This is a genomic window from Rhodococcus sp. MH15, from assembly GCF_019266045.1.
Classification (GTDB): Bacteria; Actinomycetota; Actinomycetes; order Mycobacteriales; family Mycobacteriaceae; genus Rhodococcus_F; species Rhodococcus_F qingshengii.
The window spans coordinates 280,565-302,163 of the sequence record NZ_LPNP01000071.1; the positions used below are offsets into that span (position 1 = coordinate 280,565).

At 62.8% G+C, this 21,599-nt stretch carries 20 protein-coding genes; 11 read left to right on the plus strand and 9 right to left on the minus strand.

Features of this window, described 5'->3' with window-relative positions:
* Positions 1 to 100 precede the first annotated feature (100 nt).
* The 6 genes from ATN37_RS20350 to ATN37_RS20375 form a co-directional block, all read right to left on the minus strand.
* Complete coding sequence (locus ATN37_RS20350) at positions 101 to 1,270, minus strand: lipid-transfer protein (RefSeq protein ID WP_019746856.1); 1,170 nt, start codon at positions 1,268 to 1,270, stop codon at positions 101 to 103.
* The gene (locus ATN37_RS20355; protein WP_020968404.1) at positions 1,267 to 1,707 is read right to left on the minus strand and encodes a MaoC family dehydratase; all 441 of its coding nucleotides are present in this window, start codon (positions 1,705 to 1,707) and stop codon (positions 1,267 to 1,269) included. The genes ATN37_RS20350 and ATN37_RS20355 overlap by 4 nt, the downstream gene beginning before the upstream one ends.
* Before the next feature lie 2 nt (positions 1,708 to 1,709).
* Entirely contained in the window at positions 1,710 to 2,711 is a 1,002-nt protein-coding gene (locus tag ATN37_RS20360; RefSeq protein WP_218695588.1) for a bifunctional MaoC family dehydratase N-terminal/OB-fold nucleic acid binding domain-containing protein, read from the minus strand.
* Between the two features lie 7 nt (positions 2,712 to 2,718).
* Positions 2,719 to 3,870, minus strand: a complete 1,152-nt coding sequence (locus tag ATN37_RS20365) for an acyl-CoA dehydrogenase family protein (protein WP_058227266.1) — start codon at positions 3,868 to 3,870, stop codon at positions 2,719 to 2,721.
* Entirely contained in the window at positions 3,855 to 4,895 is a 1,041-nt protein-coding gene (locus tag ATN37_RS20370; protein ID WP_042920532.1) for an acyl-CoA dehydrogenase family protein, read from the minus strand. Before ATN37_RS20370 ends, ATN37_RS20365 begins: the two co-directional genes overlap by 16 nt.
* Positions 4,896 to 4,978: 83 nt before the next feature.
* The gene (locus ATN37_RS20375; protein ID WP_099697070.1) at positions 4,979 to 7,141 is read right to left on the minus strand and encodes an acyl-CoA dehydrogenase; all 2,163 of its coding nucleotides are present in this window, start codon (positions 7,139 to 7,141) and stop codon (positions 4,979 to 4,981) included.
* Between the two features lie 94 nt (positions 7,142 to 7,235).
* Here ATN37_RS20375 and kstR point away from each other — a divergent pair, with 94 nt between their 5' ends.
* Both kstR and otsB read left to right on the plus strand, forming a co-directional pair.
* Complete coding sequence (gene kstR / locus ATN37_RS20380) at positions 7,236 to 7,874, plus strand: cholesterol catabolism transcriptional regulator KstR (protein ID WP_003945752.1); 639 nt, start codon at positions 7,236 to 7,238, stop codon at positions 7,872 to 7,874.
* Between the two features lie 87 nt (positions 7,875 to 7,961).
* A complete protein-coding gene (gene otsB, locus ATN37_RS20385; RefSeq protein WP_218695554.1) occupies positions 7,962 to 10,502 on the plus strand; it encodes a trehalose-phosphatase in 2,541 nt (846 codons plus the stop codon).
* Positions 10,503 to 10,505: 3 nt separating this feature from the next.
* On the opposite strand, the gene ATN37_RS20390 is transcribed toward otsB, so the two are convergent.
* The gene (locus ATN37_RS20390) at positions 10,506 to 11,594 is read right to left on the minus strand and encodes a LacI family DNA-binding transcriptional regulator (protein ID WP_007733995.1); all 1,089 of its coding nucleotides are present in this window, start codon (positions 11,592 to 11,594) and stop codon (positions 10,506 to 10,508) included.
* 139 nt (positions 11,595 to 11,733) lie between these two features.
* On the opposite strand from ATN37_RS20390, the gene ATN37_RS20395 reads away from it, so the two are divergent.
* The 7 genes from ATN37_RS20395 to ATN37_RS20425 all read left to right on the plus strand — a co-directional run bounded on the left by ATN37_RS20395 (position 11,734) and on the right by ATN37_RS20425 (position 17,632).
* Complete coding sequence (locus ATN37_RS20395) at positions 11,734 to 12,684, plus strand: metal ABC transporter solute-binding protein, Zn/Mn family (protein ID WP_003945647.1); 951 nt, start codon at positions 11,734 to 11,736, stop codon at positions 12,682 to 12,684.
* A gap of 84 nt (positions 12,685 to 12,768) precedes the next feature.
* Positions 12,769 to 13,647, plus strand: a complete 879-nt coding sequence (locus ATN37_RS20400; RefSeq protein WP_047269722.1) for a metal ABC transporter ATP-binding protein — start codon at positions 12,769 to 12,771, stop codon at positions 13,645 to 13,647.
* Positions 13,644 to 14,525, plus strand: coding sequence for a metal ABC transporter permease (locus tag ATN37_RS20405; protein ID WP_003945811.1), 882 nt, complete (start codon positions 13,644 to 13,646; stop codon positions 14,523 to 14,525). Before ATN37_RS20400 ends, ATN37_RS20405 begins: the two co-directional genes overlap by 4 nt.
* Positions 14,526 to 14,559: 34 nt before the next feature.
* Entirely contained in the window at positions 14,560 to 15,321 is a 762-nt protein-coding gene (locus ATN37_RS20410; protein ID WP_054781063.1) for a LamB/YcsF family protein, read from the plus strand.
* Entirely contained in the window at positions 15,318 to 15,932 is a 615-nt protein-coding gene (pxpB, locus tag ATN37_RS20415) for a 5-oxoprolinase subunit PxpB (RefSeq protein ID WP_218695555.1), read from the plus strand. Before ATN37_RS20410 ends, pxpB begins: the two co-directional genes overlap by 4 nt.
* A gap of 57 nt (positions 15,933 to 15,989) precedes the next feature.
* Positions 15,990 to 16,862 carry a biotin-dependent carboxyltransferase family protein gene (locus ATN37_RS20420; RefSeq protein ID WP_050657005.1) on the plus strand — a complete coding sequence of 291 codons (873 nt, stop codon included), beginning with the start codon at positions 15,990 to 15,992 and terminating at the stop codon, positions 16,860 to 16,862.
* Positions 16,863 to 16,939: 77 nt separating this feature from the next.
* Positions 16,940 to 17,632 carry an LpqN/LpqT family lipoprotein gene (locus tag ATN37_RS20425; RefSeq protein WP_065352850.1) on the plus strand — a complete coding sequence of 231 codons (693 nt, stop codon included), beginning with the start codon at positions 16,940 to 16,942 and terminating at the stop codon, positions 17,630 to 17,632.
* A gap of 88 nt (positions 17,633 to 17,720) precedes the next feature.
* Here the strand turns inward: ATN37_RS20425 and ATN37_RS20430 are convergent, their stop codons facing one another.
* A complete protein-coding gene (locus ATN37_RS20430) occupies positions 17,721 to 18,362 on the minus strand; it encodes a hypothetical protein (protein WP_047269642.1) in 642 nt (213 codons plus the stop codon).
* Between the two features lie 365 nt (positions 18,363 to 18,727).
* On the opposite strand from ATN37_RS20430, the gene ATN37_RS20435 reads away from it, so the two are divergent.
* A complete protein-coding gene (locus tag ATN37_RS20435) occupies positions 18,728 to 19,447 on the plus strand; it encodes a hypothetical protein (RefSeq protein WP_003945935.1) in 720 nt (239 codons plus the stop codon).
* Between the two features lie 180 nt (positions 19,448 to 19,627).
* Positions 19,628 to 20,425, plus strand: a complete 798-nt coding sequence (locus ATN37_RS20440; RefSeq protein WP_031332820.1) for an AraC family transcriptional regulator — start codon at positions 19,628 to 19,630, stop codon at positions 20,423 to 20,425.
* A 4-nt stretch (positions 20,426 to 20,429) separates the two neighbouring features.
* Here the strand turns inward: ATN37_RS20440 and ATN37_RS20445 are convergent, their stop codons facing one another.
* Entirely contained in the window at positions 20,430 to 21,419 is a 990-nt protein-coding gene (locus ATN37_RS20445; RefSeq protein ID WP_003945426.1) for an iron-siderophore ABC transporter substrate-binding protein, read from the minus strand.
* Positions 21,420 to 21,599: the final 180 nt, after the last annotated feature.

Consider the following 21,599-nt stretch of genomic DNA (forward strand, 5'->3'; position numbering starts at 1 on the left):
TCCTCGGCGACAACAGAACACGGACCGAGCACCGCATCGAAGGAGACCTCGATGCGGTGCCAACCGGCCGTGACGCTTGATGAAGCTGTGCCCACGATAATCAGCGAGTCAGCACAAGCCCCGATGTCGGAACACCCGTTCCCGCAGTCACCAGTACATTCTCGACGGAGTCGACCTGGTTGACCGAAGTACCGCGGATCTGCCGAACACCCTCGGCGATACCGTTCATCCCGTGAATGTATGCCTCGCCGAGCTGTCCACCATGGGTGTTGATCGGAAGCTTGCCGCCGAGTTCGATTGCGCCACCGGCGATGAAGTCCTTTGCCTCTCCCCTGCCACAGAAACCGAGTTCCTCGAGCTGCATCAGAACATAGGGCGTGAAGTGGTCGTAGAAGATCGCCGTCTGCATGTCCGACGGGCGCAGCCCACTTTGTGACCAGAGCTGATCGCCGACAAGGCCCATCTCCGGTAAGCCGGTCAAACCGTCGCGGTAATAGCTGGTCATGATGTATTGATCTGCCCCGCTGCCCTGTGCGGCGGCAGCGATAACGGCGGGGGTGTTCTTCAGATCTTTGGCTCGTTCTGGCGAGGTGACGACGATCGCGATGCCGCCGTCGGATTCCTGGCAGCAATCGAGGAGATGCAAAGGTTCAGCGATGAATCGCGAGTTCTGATGGTCCTCGAGGGTAATCGGTTTTCCGTAGAAGAACGCCTTCGGATTGGTGGCTGCATGCTTACGGTCGGCGACGGCGATTCGACCGAAGTCCTCGCTGGACGCTCCGTATACGTGCATGTATCGCTGCGCGACCATCGCGACAAAGGATGCGGGAGTACCCAATCCGTGAGGATAGGAAAAGGCGTTGTCCGTTCCCGACGAATTGACCTGCGCCACAAGGCCGGAGTTCACCTGCCCGAAACGCGCACCCGATCGCTCGTTGAACGCGCGGTAAGCGACGACGACGTCTGCGACGCCGGTGGCAACAGCCATGGCGGCCTGCTGAATCGTCGCCGCAGCGGCACCACCACCGTAGTGAATACGACTGAAGAACTTGAGGTTCGGGATACCCACCGAACGAGCCACTGCCACTTCGGTGTTGGTGTCCATGGTGAACGAGGTAAGACCGTCGACGTCGGCGGGTGTCAGACCTGCGTCGTCCAACGCGGCTTGAACAGCCTCGGCGGCAAGTCGCAGTTCACTGCGACCGGAGTCCTTCGAGAAATCCGTGGCTCCGATTCCGACGATCGCTGCCTTGCCGGACAATGCGCTCATTCAATGTCTCCGTTTTCAATGTCTCCATTCGAGCCCGACGCCGGAAATGCCAGTGTGACCTGTGCGGTGATGTGATCTCCCAGGCTGTTTTTGCCGACCACCGCGAGCGACACGAGATCCTCGTCGTAGGAGGTCACCGTTCCGGAGAGCGTCAAGGTGTCGTAGGCGTACCAGGGGACTCCGAGGCGGAGTTTGATCGACGTGAGTACAGCCCGCGGTCCGGCCCAATCGGTCACGAATCGCTGCACCAAGCCGGTGTCGGTGAGGATGTTGACGAAGATGTCCTTCGAGCCGCGTTTCTGTGCGAGATCGCGGTCGTGGTGAACATCTTGAAAATCGCGGGTAGCGAGCGCTGCCGAGACCACAAACGTCGGATCGCCGTAAATCGAGAGCTGCGGAAGAACTTCTCCCACAGTGATATCCGTCGTCAAAGTCATCGTCACTCCTTTCCAGCAGAAACCGCAGACACCGCAGACACAGAAACCGGCTGCCAGGCGTACAGAGTCCAGGGAGTTCCCCCGGTCTCGTCGTCTCCGGGGAAGTCGAGGTAGATCGCCTCCACCTCCATTCCGATCGACACACTCGACGGATCGACGCCGCGCAATTCGCCGAGCATCCGCACACCCTCAGGCAGTTCGACCAGGGCAACGACGAACGGCAACGACCGACCAGGAACCTTGGGGGCGTGGTGAACGACAAAGCTGAAGACCGTTCCCCGACCTGACGCCACCACGTAGTCGGTCTGCTCCGACTTGTCTTTCCAGATCGCGGGCACCGGCGGGTGCTGTACCGAACCGTCCGCACGCAGTTGAATACGCAACTCGTGTGCGGCGACACCGTCCCAGAAGAACTGCGTGTCGAGGGATGCTGTCGGACGCAGCATTCGAGATGCGTCCAGGTCCGCAGGCACGTCAGTGGAGGAACTCTCGCTGACTGGCGGCGCGAACTTCAAGATCCGGAACATCATCTCCGAGACCAGTTCTTCGCCGACCCGCCAGAAGCTGCGAGTAGTGAAGAACCATCCTTCACCAAGACCTGTCTTCTTGGGTCCCACTACGTCTTCCAACACCGAGGAGATGGTGACTTCTTCACCCGGCTTCAAGTAGCGGTGGTAGATCTGATCGCAGTTGGTCGCGACGACGGAGGTGAATCCGGCCTCGTCGAGGATGTCCGTCATCCGGCCCAACGGGTCGTCGGCTTCTCGAATTGCCCCCAGACCGCGCATCGTCCATACCTGCGCCATCGCCGGCGGTGCGACTATTCCGTCGTGTCCGGCGGCGCGGGCGGCCGATTCGTCGACATAGATCGGGTTCTCGTCACCGATCGCCTCGACCCAGTTGCGGATCATCGGCACGTTCACGGGGTCCCGGCCGGCGCGAGGAGCGCTTGGCCCGTCCTCTCGAACCCGCTCGGCAGCAGTGAGAATGGGATCTGACACGATTTGTTTCCTATCTCGGAACGCGGGGAAGCTTCAGGCCGGCGGTAGCGATCAATTCGCGCATCACCTCGTTGACTCCACCGCCGAAGGTGATCACCAGGTTGCGCTTGATCTGCATGTCCAGCCACTCCATGAGATCAGCTGTTTCGGGATCGATCGGATTTCCGTACCGTCCGACGATCTCTTCCGCGAGTCGACCGACTCGCTGGATGCGTTCGGTCGCAAATACTTTGGTTGCCGAAGCGTCGGCAATGTCCACCGACTCCGAATCACTCGACGCCACTTGCCAGTTGAGCAGCTCATTGAGGCGGTACGTCGCATGAATTTCGCCGAGCGCGCGCCGTACGTCAACGTGATCAAGCAGGTTTTCACGCTTGGCCCAATCGAAGACGTGGTCGTAAATCCCTGCGACACGACCTGCCGGACCGAGCATGACGCGTTCGTGGTTGAGCTGCGTCGTGATCAAGCGCCAGCCCTGATTCTCCTCACCCACAAGCATGTTCGCCGGAACGCGAACGTCCTCGTAGTAGGTGGCGTTGACATGATGCGCACCGTCGCAGGTGATGATCGGGGTCCAGGTGTAGCCGGGATCTTTGGTGTCCATGATCAGGATGGAGATGCCGCGGTGCCTTGAATCGGCAGACCCTGTCCGCACGGCGAGCCACACGTAATCGGCGTCATGCCCGCCGGTGGTGAAAATCTTCTGGCCGTTGACGACGTACTCGTCACCATTTCGTGCCGCCGAAGTGCGCAGTGCTGCAAGGTCGGTGCCGGCTTCCGGTTCGGTGTAGCCGATCGCGAAGTGCACTTCACCGGCGAGGATCGCGGGCAGGAATTTCTGCTTCTGCTCCTCGCTGCCGTACTTCTGCAGGGTCGGACCGACGGTCTGCAAAGTCACCGAAGGCAGTGGGACATCCGCCCGCACAGCCTCGTTGACAAAAATCTGCTGCTCGACTTCACCGAACCCACGTCCGCCGAACTCCACCGGCCAGCCGACGCCGAGCCAGCCGTCCTTGCCCATACGACGGATGACCTCGCGATAGGTAGGGCCATGCCGCTCCACGCGCATGATCTTGGCCTCTTCGGGCGAGATCAGCGTCGAGAAGTAGCGTCGAAGTTCAGCTTGCAATGCGCGCTGACTGTCGGTCAGATCGATGAACACCGGGCCCCCACGAGGTCGAGTCGCTGCGAAGCACCGCCGAGCAGGCGTGCCAAGTCTTTTGCAGTCGAGTAGTAACGATGAAGTGGATACGTGACGTCGACGCCCAGACCGCCGTGCAGGTGGTGAAGCACCTGCATCGTGGCAGGCACTTCTTGGGCGATCCAGTACGCCATGACGTCGAGGTCCGACTGGGCGTCCAGGCCCTCCGACACGCGCCAGGACGCCGACAACGCCGCGACGTGAAGGGTCCGAGAGGTGACGTACGCGTCGGCTATCTGTTGTGAGACTGCCTGGAACGTGGCGAGCGGCTTACCGAATTGCTCACGCGAGCCGACATGCGCCGCAGTGAGATCGACGGCACCGGACACCAAACCGTCTGCAACGGCTCCGATGCTTGCCGTGGCGATCCGGTACAGCGTCTGGACGGCTTCCTCGCCGGCACCGAGAAGTTCACCGACTGCCTCGTCCATGGTGACTGCGAACTCCGGACTGCCGGACGCACTGGGAGTCGGCGTCAATGCGACGCCGGCGGCGGTCGGATCGACGAGAACGACTCCGGCGTCGGTGGGCACAAGAATTCTGTGTGCGCTCGCCGCGAAAGGCACGGCAAGCACCGTCCCGCTGACGCGATACCAGTCGCCCGACTGCTGCGCGGTGGTCGACGGCTGTGCCGGGAACTGCTGACCCGGCTCACCGAGCGCCGCGGTGAACACCCGTCCGGCGCCGACTCCGGTGAGCAATTCTTCCTGTTGAGCGTCGGTCCCCAGAGCGACTATGGGGAGTACACCGAAGCCGAGGGTTGCGAGAGCCGGAATTGGAGCAGCGGCCCGGCCGACCTCGACGAGGAGGGAACCGACGTCGGCGACGGAGAGTCCCTCGCCGCCCAGACGCTCGGGCAGGGCCAACGTGAGCAGGTCGGCATCGGCGAATGCCGCCCAGAGCGCGTCCGGCTCCAGTTCGCGGGCAAGGAGCGCGGTAGCCACCTCGGCTACCGCTTCCTGGGTTTCATCGGGAGTGAAGTCCACGCTGGCAATCCTGTCTCTGATGTAGAACGTGTTCTAGTTGTATCACCAACGTGGACATTTCTAAAGGCCTCTACTCACGCCGTCTAATCACGGGGCAGGCCCAGAATTCTCTCCGCGGCGACGGTCAACAGAATCTGCGTGGTTCCGCCGGCAATCGACAGGCATCGCGTGTTGAGGAACTCACGCGAAAGCGGGCCCTCCACCCACCCGGCAGTACCACCCAATTCCATGGCGAACTCTGCGACATTCTGACGCTGGCGCACGCCCACCAGCTTGCGGACGCTCGACGCCGGACCCGGATCCTGACCGTCCAATTGCCGCAGTGTCGTGCGCAATTCCAGCAGTGAGCCCACCATGGCGGTTCCGATCAGCCCACCGAGCTTGTCTGCCACCACAGGATCGGGGTCGCCGGCCAGCTCGAGCAATTCCTCCATCGCACCGCCGAGCGAAGAGCCACCGCTCATTGCGACCCGCTCGTTGGCGAGGGTCGTTCGGGCCAGTTTCCAGCCTCCACCGAGCTGACCGACGACGCACTCGTCCGGGACGAAGACGTCGTCGAGGAAGACTTCGTTGAACAGGGCATCTCCGGTGATCTCGCGCAGCGGCGAGATTCGAATCCCCGCCGTCTTCATGTCGAGAAGGAAGTACGTGATGCCCTTGTGTTTGGGAACCTCGCGATCGGTCCTGGCGAGGCAGATGGCCCAGTCAGCTTCACGCGCAAGCGAAGTCCAGACTTTCTGGCCGTTCAGCTTCCAACCGCCGTCGACCTTTTCCGCGGTCGTGCGCAGTGCCGCAAGATCCGAACCTGCGCCGGGTTCGCTGAAGAGCTGGCACCAGGTGATCTCGCCCTTGAGCGTCGGAGTCGCAAATCTTTCGATCTGCTCCGCACTGCCGTGCTCGAGGATGGTCGGCACTGCCCACCAGCCGATCACCAGATCGGGTCGGCCGATACCGACGGCCGCCAACTCTTCTTCGATCAAAATCTGTTGCGCAGCCTTGGCGCCCCGGCCGTACGGCTTGGGCCAGTGCGGCGCAAGGTAGCCCGATTCGGCCAATGCGTTGCGCTGCTCGGATTCGGGCAGCGCCACCAATTGCGCTACCTCTTCGCGAATTTCGGACCGGTCGGATTCGAGCTCACTCAAGTCGATCTGAAGGTGACGCCGTGCGCCGCCGATCGTCAATTCCGCGACGCGTGCGCGCCAATGAGACGATCCGCCCAGAATCTGCCGGAGCGACAGTGCTCGACGAAGGTAGAAGTGCGCCTCGTGCTCCCAGGTGAATCCGATGCCGCCGAGCACTTGAATGCAGTCTTTTGCCGTGTCGACAGCGGCATCCAGAGACACCGCGGCCGCCACTGCTGCGGCGATCGGAAGTTCGTCGCCCGACTCGGCAGCGACTGCACCATCCCAGGCGACGGCTCCGGCATTCTCTACGCGACAGAGCATTTCGGCGCAGATGTGTTTGATCGCCTGGAACGAGCCGATGGGCTTTCCGAATTGTTCGCGAATCTTCGCGTACTCCACCGCAGTACGCAGGCTCCACGCCGCGATTCCGGCAGCTTCGGCTGCCCCCAGTACCGCCGCGAGATCGGAAACCGATCCTGGCGCAATGTCATCGAGGATTCGGTCGGCGTCGACCGTCACTCGATCGAAGGAGACTCGCGCCAGTGGTCGCGACTTGTCGATCGTGTCGACCGCTTCGTAGGTCACGCCTTCGCCGTCTCCGTCGACGAGAGCCCAGACGACACGCGAGCCTTCGTCTTCGGACACCACGCCCGCCGACACGAGTACCGATACGCCCGAATCGCCGCCCCAGGCGTAACCTCCTTCGCCATGAAGCTCGATGCCGCCGGACGCATTCGCCGTTGCCGCAACTGGACTTTCGTCCAATACGACGGCACACGGCAGCGCACCGTCGGCGAGCGTTTCGGACCATCGCTTGGCAGCGGGCGACGAACTACGCCCCACCACCAGAGCTGCGAGTGCAGTCGTGAGAACAGGACCCGGCACGAGCTCGATTGCCGCCTGCTCGAGCATTGCTGCGAGATCGACGATTTCGGCCCCGGCTCCGCCTACCGCTTCGGGAACGGCGACCGAAAATATCCCGAGAGACGCGAACTCGGACCATTTCTCCCGCCACGAAACTGCTGGTCCACGGCGTACCATGTCCATCGGCGTGGCCGAGCGAGCCCAGGCCTCTATCGATTCCTGGACCGCCCGCTGTTCATCGGTCGTGGCGATTGTCACAACTGGTTCCCGCCTCTCGATAAGTGACACAATTGTTTAGAACGTGTTCTAATATGACACCTGGCCAAGAGTCAAGGCGCGAAGGAATTTGTCGATGACCACAACATCCCGATCCCGCTCCAACGCGGTTGCTTCTGCAACGCTCGGGGACGACGATCTCAGCTCCAACGCGCAACGCGAACGCCGCAAGCGGATTCTCGACGCAACACTCGCCTTGGCGTCCAAGGGGGGCTACGAGGCTGTTCAGATGCGCGCCGTGGCCGAGCGTGCCGACGTCGCAGTCGGAACGCTCTATCGCTACTTCCCGTCCAAGGTTCACCTACTGGTGTCCGCCCTGGCACGCGAATTCGAGAAGATCGATTCCAAGGGCAAGATCCCGCCTGGAACCAGTCCGCTCGAGCGGATGCAGCTGATCCTCAGCCTCATCACCCGCGCGATGCAGCGCGATCCGCTCCTCACCGAAGCGATGACTCGCGCGTTCATGTTCGCCGACGCCTCCGCAGCGGCCGAGGTCGATCAGGTGGGCCAGTTGATGGACCGCCTCTTCGCACGAGCGATGACCGAAGAGGAGCCAACCGAAGAGCAGTTGGCGATCGCGCGCGTGATCTCCGATGTGTGGCTGTCCAATTTGGTGGCATGGCTCACGCGACGCTCTTCGGCTACCGATGTCGCCAATCGACTGGAATTGACGGTTGAACTGCTGCTCGGTGACGGAACTCGGAAACCCGAATAGACATCCTTTGTCGCATCTGTCATTTTTGCACTGATCGGCCGGAAACGTATCGAGCCAGGAGTCGCTGCATCACCTAGATTTGAAGAGGTGAGCGCACAAGATCTGTCCATCGAACTCCGCCGAGCGCTGTCAGGCGTGGCACGCACGCCGCGTCTGCTCGTGGCCTCCGACTACGACGGGACGATGGCACCCATCGTCGCCAACCCGGACAAGGCGTATCCCCGGGCGGAAACGGTGCGTGCGCTTCGCTCTCTCGCCAGCCTCGCGTCGACGACGGCTGCCGTGATCTCGGGCCGCGCCCTCAAGGATCTGGCTGCGCTGTCCCGACTTCCCGCCGAAGTGCAATTGGTCGGCAGCCACGGCTCCGAGTTCGACATCGGATTCGTTCACGCGATCGACGCCGACGCCAGGAAACTGCTCGACGAGATCGTCACCGAGTTGGGCCGAATCGCCGCCGACACCCCTGGGGCAACGGTGGAGAAGAAGCCCGCCAGCGTTGCACTGCACGTACGCAACACCAGTGCCGACGACGCCGAGAAGGCGCTCATCGCCGTCCGCACCGAATCGGCACTCTGGCCAGGCGTTCAGGTCACCGAGGGCAAATCGGTGGTCGAGTTGGCTGTCATCGCCACCGACAAGGGGCACGCACTCGACTTGATTCGCCATCAGGACGGCGCAACCGCTGCCGTCTTCATCGGCGACGACGTGACCGACGAAAAGGCGTTCAGCAGGCTTCAGGGGCCGGACATCGGAATCAAGGTCGGCAGCGGGGACACCGTCGCCGACTATCGCGTCGACAGCACCGAGGACGTCGCTGCTGCTCTGGCGTTCCTGCTCGACGAGCGTCGTACGTGGCTTTCCGGCGCCGACGCTCCGCCCATCGAGCGACTCTCGATGCTCGCCAGTCCGCGCACCGTCGCTTTGGTGACCCCGGATGCGACGCTGACCTGGTTGTGTCACCCGGAACCGGATTCAGCGGCCGTCTTCGCACACCTTCTCGGCGGAACCGGGGCCGGCCACTTCTCGGTCGGGCCTCGACGCACAGCCTTACCACTGAGCCAGAAGTACATCGACAGCACGATGACAGTTCAGACCCGCTGGGCGAGCCTGTCCGTCACCGACTACCTCCCCCACGACGTCCCACAGGGACGAACCGACCTGACCCGCATCATTTCCGGTCAGGCCGACGCGATCGTCTCGTTTGCACCCCGTCCCGAGTTCGGCCAGGGTCAGGTCACGCTCGAGGTCGTCGACGAGGGCATTCGGGTCCTCGGCACCAACGAGCCGTACGTGCTCCGCTCCCCCGGTGTGCTGTGGAACATCGCCACCGACGGAAACCAGCAGACCGCCCACGCCATCGTCGAGCCGTCCAAGGGTGACGTCGTCCTCGAATTGCGCTGCGGAACAGAAGAAATCGGCCCTTCCGACGTTCCGGAGCCCGAGCGTCGAGCGACCTCGGAGGCCTACTGGTCCGATTGGGCCAAGACGCTCGAACTCCCGAAGCTGAAGCCGGACTTGATGAAACGCTCTGCACTGACCTTGCGCGGGCTGGTCCACGCCGATTCCGGTTCCATCATGGCTGCCGCGACGACGTCCCTGCCGGAGGAGATCGGCGGAGTCCGCAACTGGGACTACCGCTATTGCTGGTTGCGCGACGCCGCCCTCACCGCAACAGCTCTCGTGAGCGTCGGATCCACCGACGAGGCCGAGAACTACCTGGACTGGGTCCACCGCGTGCTCGAAACACTGCCGGGACCCGAGCGCCTGCACCCCCTCTACACGCTCTACGGGACTTCGCTACCGCCAGAGGCCGTCATCGATTCACTTCCCGGATACGCCGGCTCCCGGCCGGTCCGCGTCGGAAACGCCGCGAATCAGCAGGTTCAACTGGACGTGTTCGGCCCGATCGTCGAGCTCATCGTCGAACTGGCGAATGCACGCGAAAAGGCCGGTGATCCCGATCCTTTGAGCGACCGCGACTGGGAACTGGTGTGCGCCATGGTCGAAGCAGTGCAGCGGCGCTGGTTCGAACCCGATCACGGCATCTGGGAAATTCGCGACAACCCGCGCCACCACGTCTATTCCAAGGTTATGGGCTGGGTCACCGTCGACCGCGCCGTCGATCTTGCGACCCGCTTTTCTCGCGAGGCCCTGCCCGAGTGGGCGGAACTGCGTGACCAGATCGCCGACGAAGTACGACACAAAGGCTGGAAGGACGACGTCCAGTCGTACACCGCGGCCTACGACGGTACCGATCTCGACGCGGCGACTCTGCACATCGGGCTGTCGGGGCTGATCGATCCGACGGATCCGCGCTTTGCAGCGACCGTCGTAGCCACCGAGGCCGAACTACGCAGCGGCTCAACGGTATACCGCTACCATCACGACGACGGCCTGCCCGGCATCGAAGGTGGATTTCATCTCTGTGCCGCCTGGCTCGTCGAGGCATACCTACTGATCGGGCAACGCCTGCAAGCAGAGGCACTGTTCGACCAGTTGGTCGCGGCAGCGGGTCCCACCGGACTGCTCGCGGAGGAGTACGACCCCATCGCGGAACGCTCACTGGGCAACCACCCCCAGGCGTACAGCCATCTGGGATTGTTGCGCTGCGCCCAACTCCTGGCGTGAGCGCTACCCCTTGATCCGACCTGATGTTCGCCCGGCCAGTAGTTCGGTGTCGAGCATCTCGACTATCGGAACGCCGGATCCGGACGGCGACATCAGGAGCGCACCGGCGCGCCGGCCCTTCTCTTCCTGGGGCTGGCGCACCGTTGTCAGTGATTCGCGCAGCGCCTCGTCGACGCCGTCGAATCCGGTGATCGACAGTTGGCCAGGTACATCGATGCCCTGCCAGCGCGCCCAGTCCAAGGCGCCGAGAGCCAGCACGTCGGTGGTGCAGACCAGTGCGGTGATCTCGGGGTTGGTCGCGAGAGCTTCCGCCGCCGCCGAGTGCCCGGACTGCGATGTGTGGACGTACCGCTCGATCACCGTGAGTGAGAGTGGGTCCATGTCGGACGCCACCATCGCGTCGCGCACTCCTTCGATCCGCTCACGCTGGACGTGGAAGTGTGGGGACTTGAGTCGTTCCTGGCTGACGACGCCGTCCATCCGGTCGCGCCCCAGCCTCATGCAGAGCACGCCGATGTCACGGTGTCCGAGACCGATGAGGTAATCGGCGACCTTGCGCATGGCAGCGCGGTCGTCGATGCCCACGAGGGATGCACCGGGAATCTCGCGCGGCTGGTCGCAGACGACGATCGGAATGTGACGCTCGAGCACGGCAGCAAGATACGGATCGTCGTCGGCCACGGAGTAGACGACAAAGCCGTCGACGCCCGCCTGCTGGACCACGGCTGCAGCATCCACCTCGTCGCGGCCGGGCCCGGCCGGGATGAGCAGCAAGCCCTGGCCGGCGTCCTCACACGATTCCGAGAGACCGGCAAGGAAGCTCATGGCGGCCGGGTCACGGAACGAATAACTGAGTGCTTCGGTGAGCAGAAGACCGACGGCACCGGCTTTGCGAGTTCGCAAGGAGCGGGCGACCGGATCAGGTCCGGGGTATCCGCGTCGCTTGGCCGCTTGGAGCACTCGATCCCGCAGCTCGACGGAGAGCTGATCGGGTCGGTTGTACGCGTTCGAGACTGTAGTTCTCGACACATTGAGCTCGGCGGCAAGCGACGCCAAAGTGGCTTGACGGCGTGGCTGACGGGACCGGGGCATAAACGGACGTTAGCCGTAGTGCCCGCAGACGGCGCGTTGGGGCTGAACCGAAGGTGAACTACCAGCGACTATGCGCTAATGTGTAACGGTAACGGTTTCCAATAGCATTTAGCCCAGCCTTTGTTCAGGAGAAAAGCACGTGCGTTCGTCGTCGAAATTCCGCACCGCCACCGCCCTCGCGGCCGTCTCGGTCGCCGCAGCATTCGCGCTCACCGCGTGCAGCTCAACCTCCTCGAAGGACGACGGCATCACCGTCGTCGCATCGACGAACGTGTGGGGCGACGTCGCGCAGGCCGTCGCCGGCGACAAGCTGACCGTGACGTCGATCATCAACGAGCCGTCCGCGGACCCGCACTCGTTCGAGGCGACTCCCGCCGATGCCGCCAAGATCACCGACGCATCGCTTGTCGTCTACAACGGTGGCGGCTACGACCAGTTCATCACCGACGTCCTCGACGCAGGCAAGGGCGAGCAGAAGACGGTCAACGCCTACAACCTGCTCGACGGCGGCATCCACGCCGGCGAAGCCGCGGGCGAATCGCATGACGGTCACACCCACGGCGCAGTCAACGAACACGTCTGGTTCGACATCCCGACCGTCGACGCCGTCGCACATTCGGTGGCCGATCAGCTGAGCGCTCTCGATCCGGACAACGCGGCGACCTACGAGGACAACGCGAAGGCATACAGCCAGAAGCTCGCCGGCGTCACAGCGATCACCGATTCCATCGCCGCTGCCCATGCGGGCGCACCGGTGGCTCAGACCGAGCCGATCGCGCACTACCTCCTGGTCGCAGCTGAACTGAAGGACGCAACTCCCGAGGAGTTCACCAGCGCCATCGAAGACGGCAACGATCCGTCACCGGCCGCAATCGCCGCAACCCGCCAACTCCTCTCGGAGAAGCAGGCCCGCGCATTGGTCTACAACATCCAGACACAGGACAAAGTGACCCAGGATATGCGCACCACCGCCGAAACCGCCGGAGTGCCCGTCGTCGAGGTTACGGAGACTCTCCCCGAGGGCCTGGACTACATTCAGTGGCAGACGCAGACCGCGGAGTCGCTCGCAAACGCCCTCTCTGCCCAGTAATTATTTGCCCCACCATTTCCGAGAAGAACCGATCGGCTTGTGACAGAAACTTCCGCGAATACTCCTGTGCCCCCTGGTAACACCGTGCCTTCTGGAAACACCGCGCCTTCAGCGGCCTCCGTGCCCGCTGTGACGCTGAAGGACGCTCGATTGTCCTTCGGCGCCCGCACATTGTGGGACGGGCTCGATCTCGAGGTACAGCCAGGTGAGTTCATCGCCGTACTCGGGCCGAACGGGTCGGGCAAGACCTCGCTCCTGAAGATTCTGCTGGGCCAACTACAACTCAGCGGCGGCAGTGCACAGATCGTCGGCACGCCGGCACGGGCCGGGAACTCACACGTCGGGTACATCCCGCAGCAGAAATCCATCGACGACGGCCTCCCGCTCCGCGGCCGCGACCTGGTCGGCCTCGGCGTCGACGGTCACCAGTGGGGTACGGGGTTACTGCGTCGGGGTCGTCGCCGCAAGATCGTCGACGACGCCATCGCACAGGTCAGCGCCCAGTCGTTCGCCGACGCTCCCATCGGTTCCATGTCCGGCGGTGAGCAGCAGCGACTGCGGATCGCACAGGCTTTGGTCGGCGACCCGCGGATCCTGCTGTGCGATGAGCCGCTGCTCAGCCTCGACCTCGCCAACCAGCACCTGGTCTCGACGCTGATCGACAAGCGTCGGCGCAGCCATGACACCGCGGTGCTGTTCGTGACGCACGAGATCAATCCGATCCTGCCGTTGGTGGATCGAGTGCTCTATCTGGTGGACGGCAAATTCCGGATCGGGACGCCGGCCGAAGTGATGACGTCCGAAGTTCTCTCGGATCTGTACAACACCGACGTCGAAGTGTTGCAGGTTCGTGGCCGCCTCGTCGTGATCGGCACCGGCGACGCCATCGACGCGCTCGGCAGCGCAGGCGGACTACGCCCGGGAGAAGGCGTTCACCATTCTGATGAGGATCACCACCAGTGAGTAACAAGTTCACCGACGCGATGTCGCGGATGTTCGACGTGTCCGCCACCGTCGACCTACTGCAGTACGACTTCGTCCAACAGGCGTTGATTGCCGGTGCCATCCTCGGATTGTTGGCGGGCATCATCGGGCCGCTGATCGTGAGCCGTCAGATGTCGTTCTCGGTGCACGGAACGAGTGAGCTGTCACTGACGGGCGCATCCGCCGCACTTCTCGTCGGTGTGGGCGTCGGCTTCGGTGCCATCGTCGGATCCGTGGTCGCGGCAGTGCTGTTCGGACTGCTCGGAGCCAAAGCGCGCGACCGAGATTCGGTGATCGGCGTGATCATGGCTTTCGGCCTCGGCCTGTCGGTGTTGTTCCTCTGGGCGTACGACGGTCGCACGGGAACCAGCTTCTCGTTGTTGGTCGGACAGATCGTGGCGCCGGGAAACAGCGGTCTCGAACTTCTGCTGCTGTGCGCGGTCATCGTGATCGGCACACTCGGATTCATCTACCGCCCTTTGCTGTTCGCAAGCACCGACCCCGAAGTTGCTGCAGCTCGCGGTGTTCCGGTTCGGGCACTGTCGATCGTGTTCGCAGTGTTGGTCGGCATCACCGCAGCACTCGGCGTACAGATCGTCGGTGCTCTGCTGGTGATGTCGCTGCTGATCACCCCCGCAGCGGCCGCCGCGTACGTCACGGCAAGCCCACTCAAGGCCACGATCCTCTCCGTCGTGTTCGCCGAACTGGCAGCCGTCGGCGGCATCCTTCTCTCGCTGGCCCCCGGCGTTCCCGTCTCGAGTTTCGTCACCTCGGTCTCGTTCGTGATCTACCTGATATGCCGACTCTTCGGATCCGCACGTCGCAAGAATGCCGGACGGATTCCGGCGCACGCCTGAACACCGAGAGCCCATACCTACCTAGAATCGAGGTATGGGTTACAGCGTTGATCTGAACAGCGACCTCGGCGAGGGCTTCGGAGCCTGGACCCTGGGCGACGACGACGCCATGCTCGAACTTGTCACCAGCGCGAACATCGCCTGCGGATTCCATGCCGGCGACCCGACGACGCTGTTGGCGACTTGCGAATCCGCCGCCACCCGCGGCGTCCGGATCGGCGCGCAGGTGGGGTACCGAGACCTCGCCGGTTTCGGCAGACGCTTCATCGACGTCTCCCCGAAGGACCTCACCGCCGACGTCATTTATCAAATAGGGGCACTCGACGGTTTGGCTCGTGTCGCCGGATCGCGGGTCACGTACGTCAAACCCCACGGCGCGCTCTACAACGCAATAGTCCATCACCGACGGCAGGCGCGGGCCGTGGTCGCCGCCGTCGTTGCCTACGACAGTTCGCTACCTGTTCTCGGACTACCGGGTTCGGTGTTTCTGGAAGAGGCGCGCGAGGCCGGCCTCGAGATCGTCGCCGAGGCTTTTGCCGATCGTGCGTACACGGCGGAAGGCACCCTGGTCCCCCGCACCGAGTCGGGCGCCGTTCTGCACGACCCGACGCTTGTTGCAGAACGGGTTCGGCGAATGGTCGTCGACGGCGAGTTGGACGCCGTCGACGGGAGCACGTTGAAAGTCGCTGCCGCATCGGTGTGCGTGCACGGTGACAGTCCGGCAGCCGTCGACATGGCCGTGGCAATCCGTGCTCTCCTCGAATCTTCCGACGTCGAGATCACGCCGTTCACATGATCACGAGCCTGCCCGCCGGTGAATCCGCAGTCCTCGTCGAGTACGACGAACTGCCGAGCGTGCTGGGCAACTTCAGGGCTCTCGACGCCAGTCGGATCCCCGGCGTGATCGACCTGATTCCCGCGGCGCGAACCATCTTGATCGAGTACGACAACACGATCACCGCGCACCAACTGGTGGAGAAATGGGTACGTGGGGCCGTACCGATCGAACTCACAGCAGACGAGAGCGGGTCTGCTGTCGAGATTCCGGTCCGCTACGACGGCCCCGATCTCGTAGAGGTGGGCAAGCTGACCGGACTCGGGGTCGACGGTGTGATCGATGCTCACACGTCTGCGTCGTGGACCGTCGCGTTCATCGGTTTCGCCCCCGGCTTCGCGTATCTGACCAGCAACGAGAGAAAGCTCGAAGTTCCACGTCGATCGGACCCGCGCAGGCAGGTCCCCGCCGGTGCAGTCGGGTTGGCCGGACCGTTCTCGGGCGTCTACCCGCGTAGTTCCCCAGGCGGGTGGCAGTTGATCGGAACGACTGAACTGTCGGTGTGGGATGCCGAGCGCCGCCCGCCGGCGCTGCTTCTACCCGGCACCACAGTCACCTTTGTCCGTGCATGATTTTGGTGCAAGCATGATTTTGGTGTCTTCACCGCGCTGTTGCGGGACAATGGATTCATGGCCTGGCTCGAGGTTGCGCGTACCGGCCCGCTCGCCACAGTTCAGGACCGCGGGCGGAGAGGCTACGGCGCCCTCGGGGTCGGAAGATCCGGCGCCGTCGACATGATCTCGCATGACAGCGCCAACAGACTCGTAGGCAACACTTTTCGAGCAGCAACCATCGAAGTCACCGCTGGGGGTTTCGCTATGCGGGCCGTCGGTTCGATGACGGTGGCAGCGACAGGCGCGCGGGTGCCGCTGGCCGTCGACGGACGGCCGGCACCTGACTACGCGAGCATCCATCTGGGTAGTGGCAGCATTCTCGAATTGGGTTACAGCACAACCGGGTTGAGAACGTATATCTCTGCACGCGGTGGCGTCGACGTCCCGCAGGTACTCGGAAGCAGATCCACCGACACGCTCTCCGGACTCGGGCCGCCGCCGCTCGCCGCCGGCGATCTAGTCCTCCTCGGGGCCGAGGAAGGGACGTGGCCCACCGAAGAGTTGATTCCACCGCCGGCACCTGCACTCGGCGCGGTTCCGATCGAGATCACGCTCGGCCCCCGAAATTCCTGGTTCACCGCCGCATCCGTTCACGCGCTCCTTCACACCACGTGGAAAGTCACCGAACACACCAACCGAGTCGGGGTCCGGCTACAGGGCCAAGGGCCTTTGCATCGCTCACGCACCGGGGAATTGCCGAGCGAAGGCGTCGTGACGGGATCCATCCAGGTGCCACCAGGCGGCCAGCCCGTCGTGTTCCTCGCCGACCATCCCGTGACCGGCGGATACCCGGTCATCGCCGTCGTTTCCGACGCCGGGATTGCGTCGCTGGCACAGCTGCGGCCCGGCAGCACCATTACCTTCAAGGCCACTACTCGGCCGTCGTAGCGCTGATAGTCTCAGCCGCGCCAGCAATGCTGCCGGCGGCGCTCGGCCGTCGCCAGAACCTGAAGGACTGTCACACTATGAGCCCTAAGAGCAGCACACTTGCTCTCGGAATAGCGTCACTGATCACTGCTGCACTCGTCTTGTCCGGATGCAGCAGTTCGGAAAGCGGCGACGCCGTCTCCAGTGATACCAACACCAGTGAGACCACCGCTTCCGAAAGCTCTGCATCCTCACCGTCTGCCGCTGCCGCGAAGCCGACTTTACGGGACGGAACACCGTTCATCGGTGAGCGGACGACGATCGAAACCGGCGACGACCCCGAAGCGCCGAGCATCAGCGTCAGCCTCCCGCCGAGCTGGACTCACGGCGAGAACATCCCTGCCGGCGTTACGGACGCGTTGTCCAGCAACAGCCAGGAACCCAGCGGTTTCATGCCGAACACCACGGTGACGGTCGAAAACCAGGGCACCGCAACAAAAGACGAGGTTCTTGCCGCTGCGCGTGAAACGATCGCCACTCTCGACGGGTGGACCGAGGTGAAGTACACCGAGATCGACGTCGACGGACAGCAGGGTTTCCGCCTCTCCGGAACCTGGACCGCCCCAAACCTGGACGTTCCGCTCTACGCCGTCATGACGGTCGTCGCTTACCAAGCCGACGACAACTCGCCGGTCTACCTGGTCAGCTTTGCAAACCAGTTCACCGACACGACGAACATGCAGACCTCCAACCAGGTGGAAGAAATCAACACCTCGATCGAATTCGGCTGAGCACCTGATGGTTTGAATACCCGATCACCGAACAACCGCGGCGGGCCGAGACCACGACAGTCTCGGCCCGCCGTTTCACAACTCTCGCCTAGCTCGAACCGAACAGGCCGCTGAGGGAACCGAGGCCACCACTCAACGAGCCGAGCGATCCGATTCCGCCACCGGTTCCGGGGCCAGTGGGATCAACCGGATCAACGGGATCAACCGGGTCAACCGGATCGACCACATCCGCGGCGCGGACAGTGATGGACGGGCCCAAGTTGGCGAAATTCGCACTCGACTGGAATCCGTTGCCCATCACCGTGGCACCTACCGCCAATCCACTTCCGTACACGGTTCCCGGCGCACACGAAGCAGTAACCGTGTAGCTGGTCTTCATGGTCACCGGTTTGCTGCCGTTGTTGATCCAGCCGGCACTGGTCACCTCGAGCGTCGTGGCTGTCAGTTCCGGCGTTTCAGTGGTTTCGGTCATCGTCCCGCCAACGTGAAACTTCGTGACCTTCGCCGAGCCCGGGACAAAGGTCAAGCATGCGGCATGCGTCTCGGTGAACCTGCTGATATACCCGTCGATTCCGCTCTTCTTCGACACTGTCGTGTAGGTGATCGTGTCACCGATCTTCGGCGACGCATTGTCCACGGTGCGAGTAAATGTGTAGGCACCGGAAGTTGCTGTCTCGGCAGTCGCGACTCCCGCACCCAGCGCGCTTGCGCCCACAGCAAGAGCAATCACCCCCAAACCAGCTCCAACGGTGGACAGACTACGATTCCTGGATCCAAACTTTGCCACGAACAATCTCCACTCTGTGTGGTTCCAGGACAACCGAATTCATTGATTACTGGAACTTGTTGCAACCCGACTCTCGAAGTACGATACAGTCGACCTGGACATTCGCCCAGCTTTTCGTCGAAATAGTCGACAATCAGTTAACGGCAGGCAATCGACACCGAAAAAGTCCTCTCAATTCGGACTTTTCCGTAAATTCTGCCGAACTGATACATAGGCAAGCGTCCGATAGGTTTCAATGGTTACCGCGGCGCAACCTTTGAAGAGTCATCCCATCGCCGTCAGCGTGAACCCCTCGAACGGAGAATTTCATGTCACGTTTTTCAATGCGCAAAACACTCACCGGAATCGCAATCGCTGCACTTGCCACCAGCGGACTCGTGATGACCGCAGGCACCGCGAGCGCCGATGCCACCCACCCGTCCGCGGCAACGGTCAACTCCTCCAACGTCCGAATCACCAAGAGCATCGTGGGCGACGGCGAAGTTGCACCCGGCGGCAAAGTCACCGTGCGCACGGTCATCTCCACAACAGGCCACCCCGAGCGTTACGTCGACCAGTTCGTCGACCGCTACCCCGCCACGTTCAAGTACATCCAGGGCACGGCAACGGTCAACGCGTGGCACTTGATCGGCGGTCAGAAGACCGAATCCGTCACGCCTTCGGTTGACACTGCCGCCCGAACCGTGAATGTGCCCAGCACCGGCTGGCTGATCTCACCCACCGGAAGCAAGACCGTGACGATCGAGGCGCAGTACCTCGTCGCCGACGATGCACCGATCGGCTCGTACCAGGAAATGTCGAGCTCGATCGGTATCTCGACGTTCAATACCGAACAGAACATCAGCGGCGTCTACGCCAAGATCCGCGCCAAGAACCCCGGCGAGGCGGCCGCATCGGGCTCGGCAGATCTGGGCTTCGGCTCTTCTGACGGCGAGGGCGGAACCGGTTCGGCCGGATCCTCCATCCTCGACAACCCGGCCGGCTTCATCTCCGACATCATCAGCGGTGTCCTGGCCAACGGCAGCTGATTCACTCGCTCCGCCTGCTCCACCTGTAAACACTCCGTCGGGGAATGTGTTCGAGGGTGGCATCGAGTCTTCGGACTCGGTGCCACCCTCGATCTTTTGTGGCGATCACACTCCGTCGCGCCTGCATCAAAGAACCAAATAGGAAAGCATTACCTAAGTCATTCGCGGTATGATCCATCGATGAGTTCCACAGGATTTCCGTACTGGGCTGTGCCGGCAGGCCGGTACGTTCCGCTCCCCTTCTCGATGACGACGTCCACCATCGGGCGTGATCAGAAGCGCGCGTGGCGTGAGATCCGCCATCCCGAACACGAACTCCTCTGGGGCGCTTCCGGCGAGATGAGCGCGTACATCGACGACGTTCGTTGGCAGATACCACCGACGGTCGGCATGTGGATTCCGGCTGGAACTCCACGGCGCATCACGCTCGGCGCATCCACCGAGGCTCGTTTCACCTATTTCCGGCCCGAGTCGTTCCCCCACCCGTGGACAAAACCCGCGATCATCGGCATCGACGACGTCGTCAAGACGATGCTCATCCATCTGCACCAGCGAAATATGCCTACCGAGGCTCGCTTGCGCGCCGAATCCGTAGTCTTCGACACGCTCGCGCCCATCGAGGCGGCTGATGTCGCAGTACCGATGCCCGCCGATCCCCGGGCCCTCGCCGTCGCACGCCGCCTGATCGCCGACCCCGCCGATCAACGCGGGCTTGCCGATTGGGCCTACGTGGTCGGCGGAAGCCCCCGCACCCTGAGCCGCGTGTTCTCTCAAGGCACGGGGATGTCCTTCACCGAGTGGCGAATTCAAGTTCGCGTCCGCGCTGCGATGTCCTATCTCGCTGCGGGCGTTCCTGTTTCGACGGTAAGCCGTCGCGTCGGATACGAAACCCCCAGCGCCTTCACCAGCGTGTTCCGCAAGGTCACCGGACGCACACCGAAGAACTACTACTCGGACGCGTGCGAGTTGTCAGCCTAACTGGTCAGAACCCGTTCATCTTCGAGACCAGTTCCGCGAAAGCATATTTGACGCTCAGCGACGTGGGTGACGCCAAGGCCATGACTCGCGCCAGACCGAGCTGCTGAATCAGCCTGCCGTCCTTGACTGCCGGCAGGTCGGCAAACAACTTGTCCCCCATCAATCCGGGTAGCCCCTGACCACTCGCGTCGTTGAGCACGATCACGTCCGCGTCCAGTTCGTTGTACTGTTCGCGCGATGCAGTCACCGACCCCTGGGTGTCGCCGCACAGCTCTGCGCTTCCGGCCGACTGCTTCAGTCCGAGCTGGGACATCAGGATGACTCGGCCGTCGTCAGCGCAGTAATTGGTGAGGCCGTCGATGTTTCCCGAGAGGAAGGTCAAGGTTTTCCCGTTCAGATTGGGGGATCCGGCAGCCAGGTCGGCTATGGAATCGTCAGTTTCCTCGATCAGCTCGGCAGCCCGCTTCGGTTGGCCGAGTACTGATCCGATGGTCGACAACTGTTCCTGCCACGTGGTCGCCCATGCGGTCTCCTTGAACGGAATGGTGGGTGCGATCTGGGAAAGACGTGCATAGTCGTCTTCGGTGATTCCCGAGACCACTGCGATGATCACGTCCGGCTCCAACGCCAGGATCTGCTCGAACGGCACACCGGACGTGCTGTCGAGCAACGTGGGTTCGACATCGCCCAACAATTCTTCGTCCCACGGCAGGATGCCGTTCTCCAAGCCTGCCCCACTGAACGACTCCATGGCGACGGGTGTCTTGCCCAGTGCGAGGACCGAATCCTGGCTGTTCCAGCCGATCGTCACGATCCGCTGAGGTTCGGTCTCGATGGTGGTCGACCCGTACGCGTGATCAACGGTGACCGGCAGCGCGCCGGCCTCGGCCAACTGCGTCGTGCCCTCCGACGCTGTTGACTCGGTGCTGCTCTGGCAGCCTGCGAGCAGGGCAATCGCGGCCAACGCAGCCACTATTCGGGTAGTGCTCTTCATCTTCTGTCAGCTCTCTTCGCAAACGTACTTTGTTTCGACCAGCCAGGTATATCGAGACCCGATCCCGGTAATGGGGTGTCGATACTCCATCTGTCCGCTGCCGCGTAGCCCTTGGCATCTGCGAGCACTTTCCGCACTCGCACCGGCTCTACCGTAGAACTGCACAACGAGTGTTCAGAT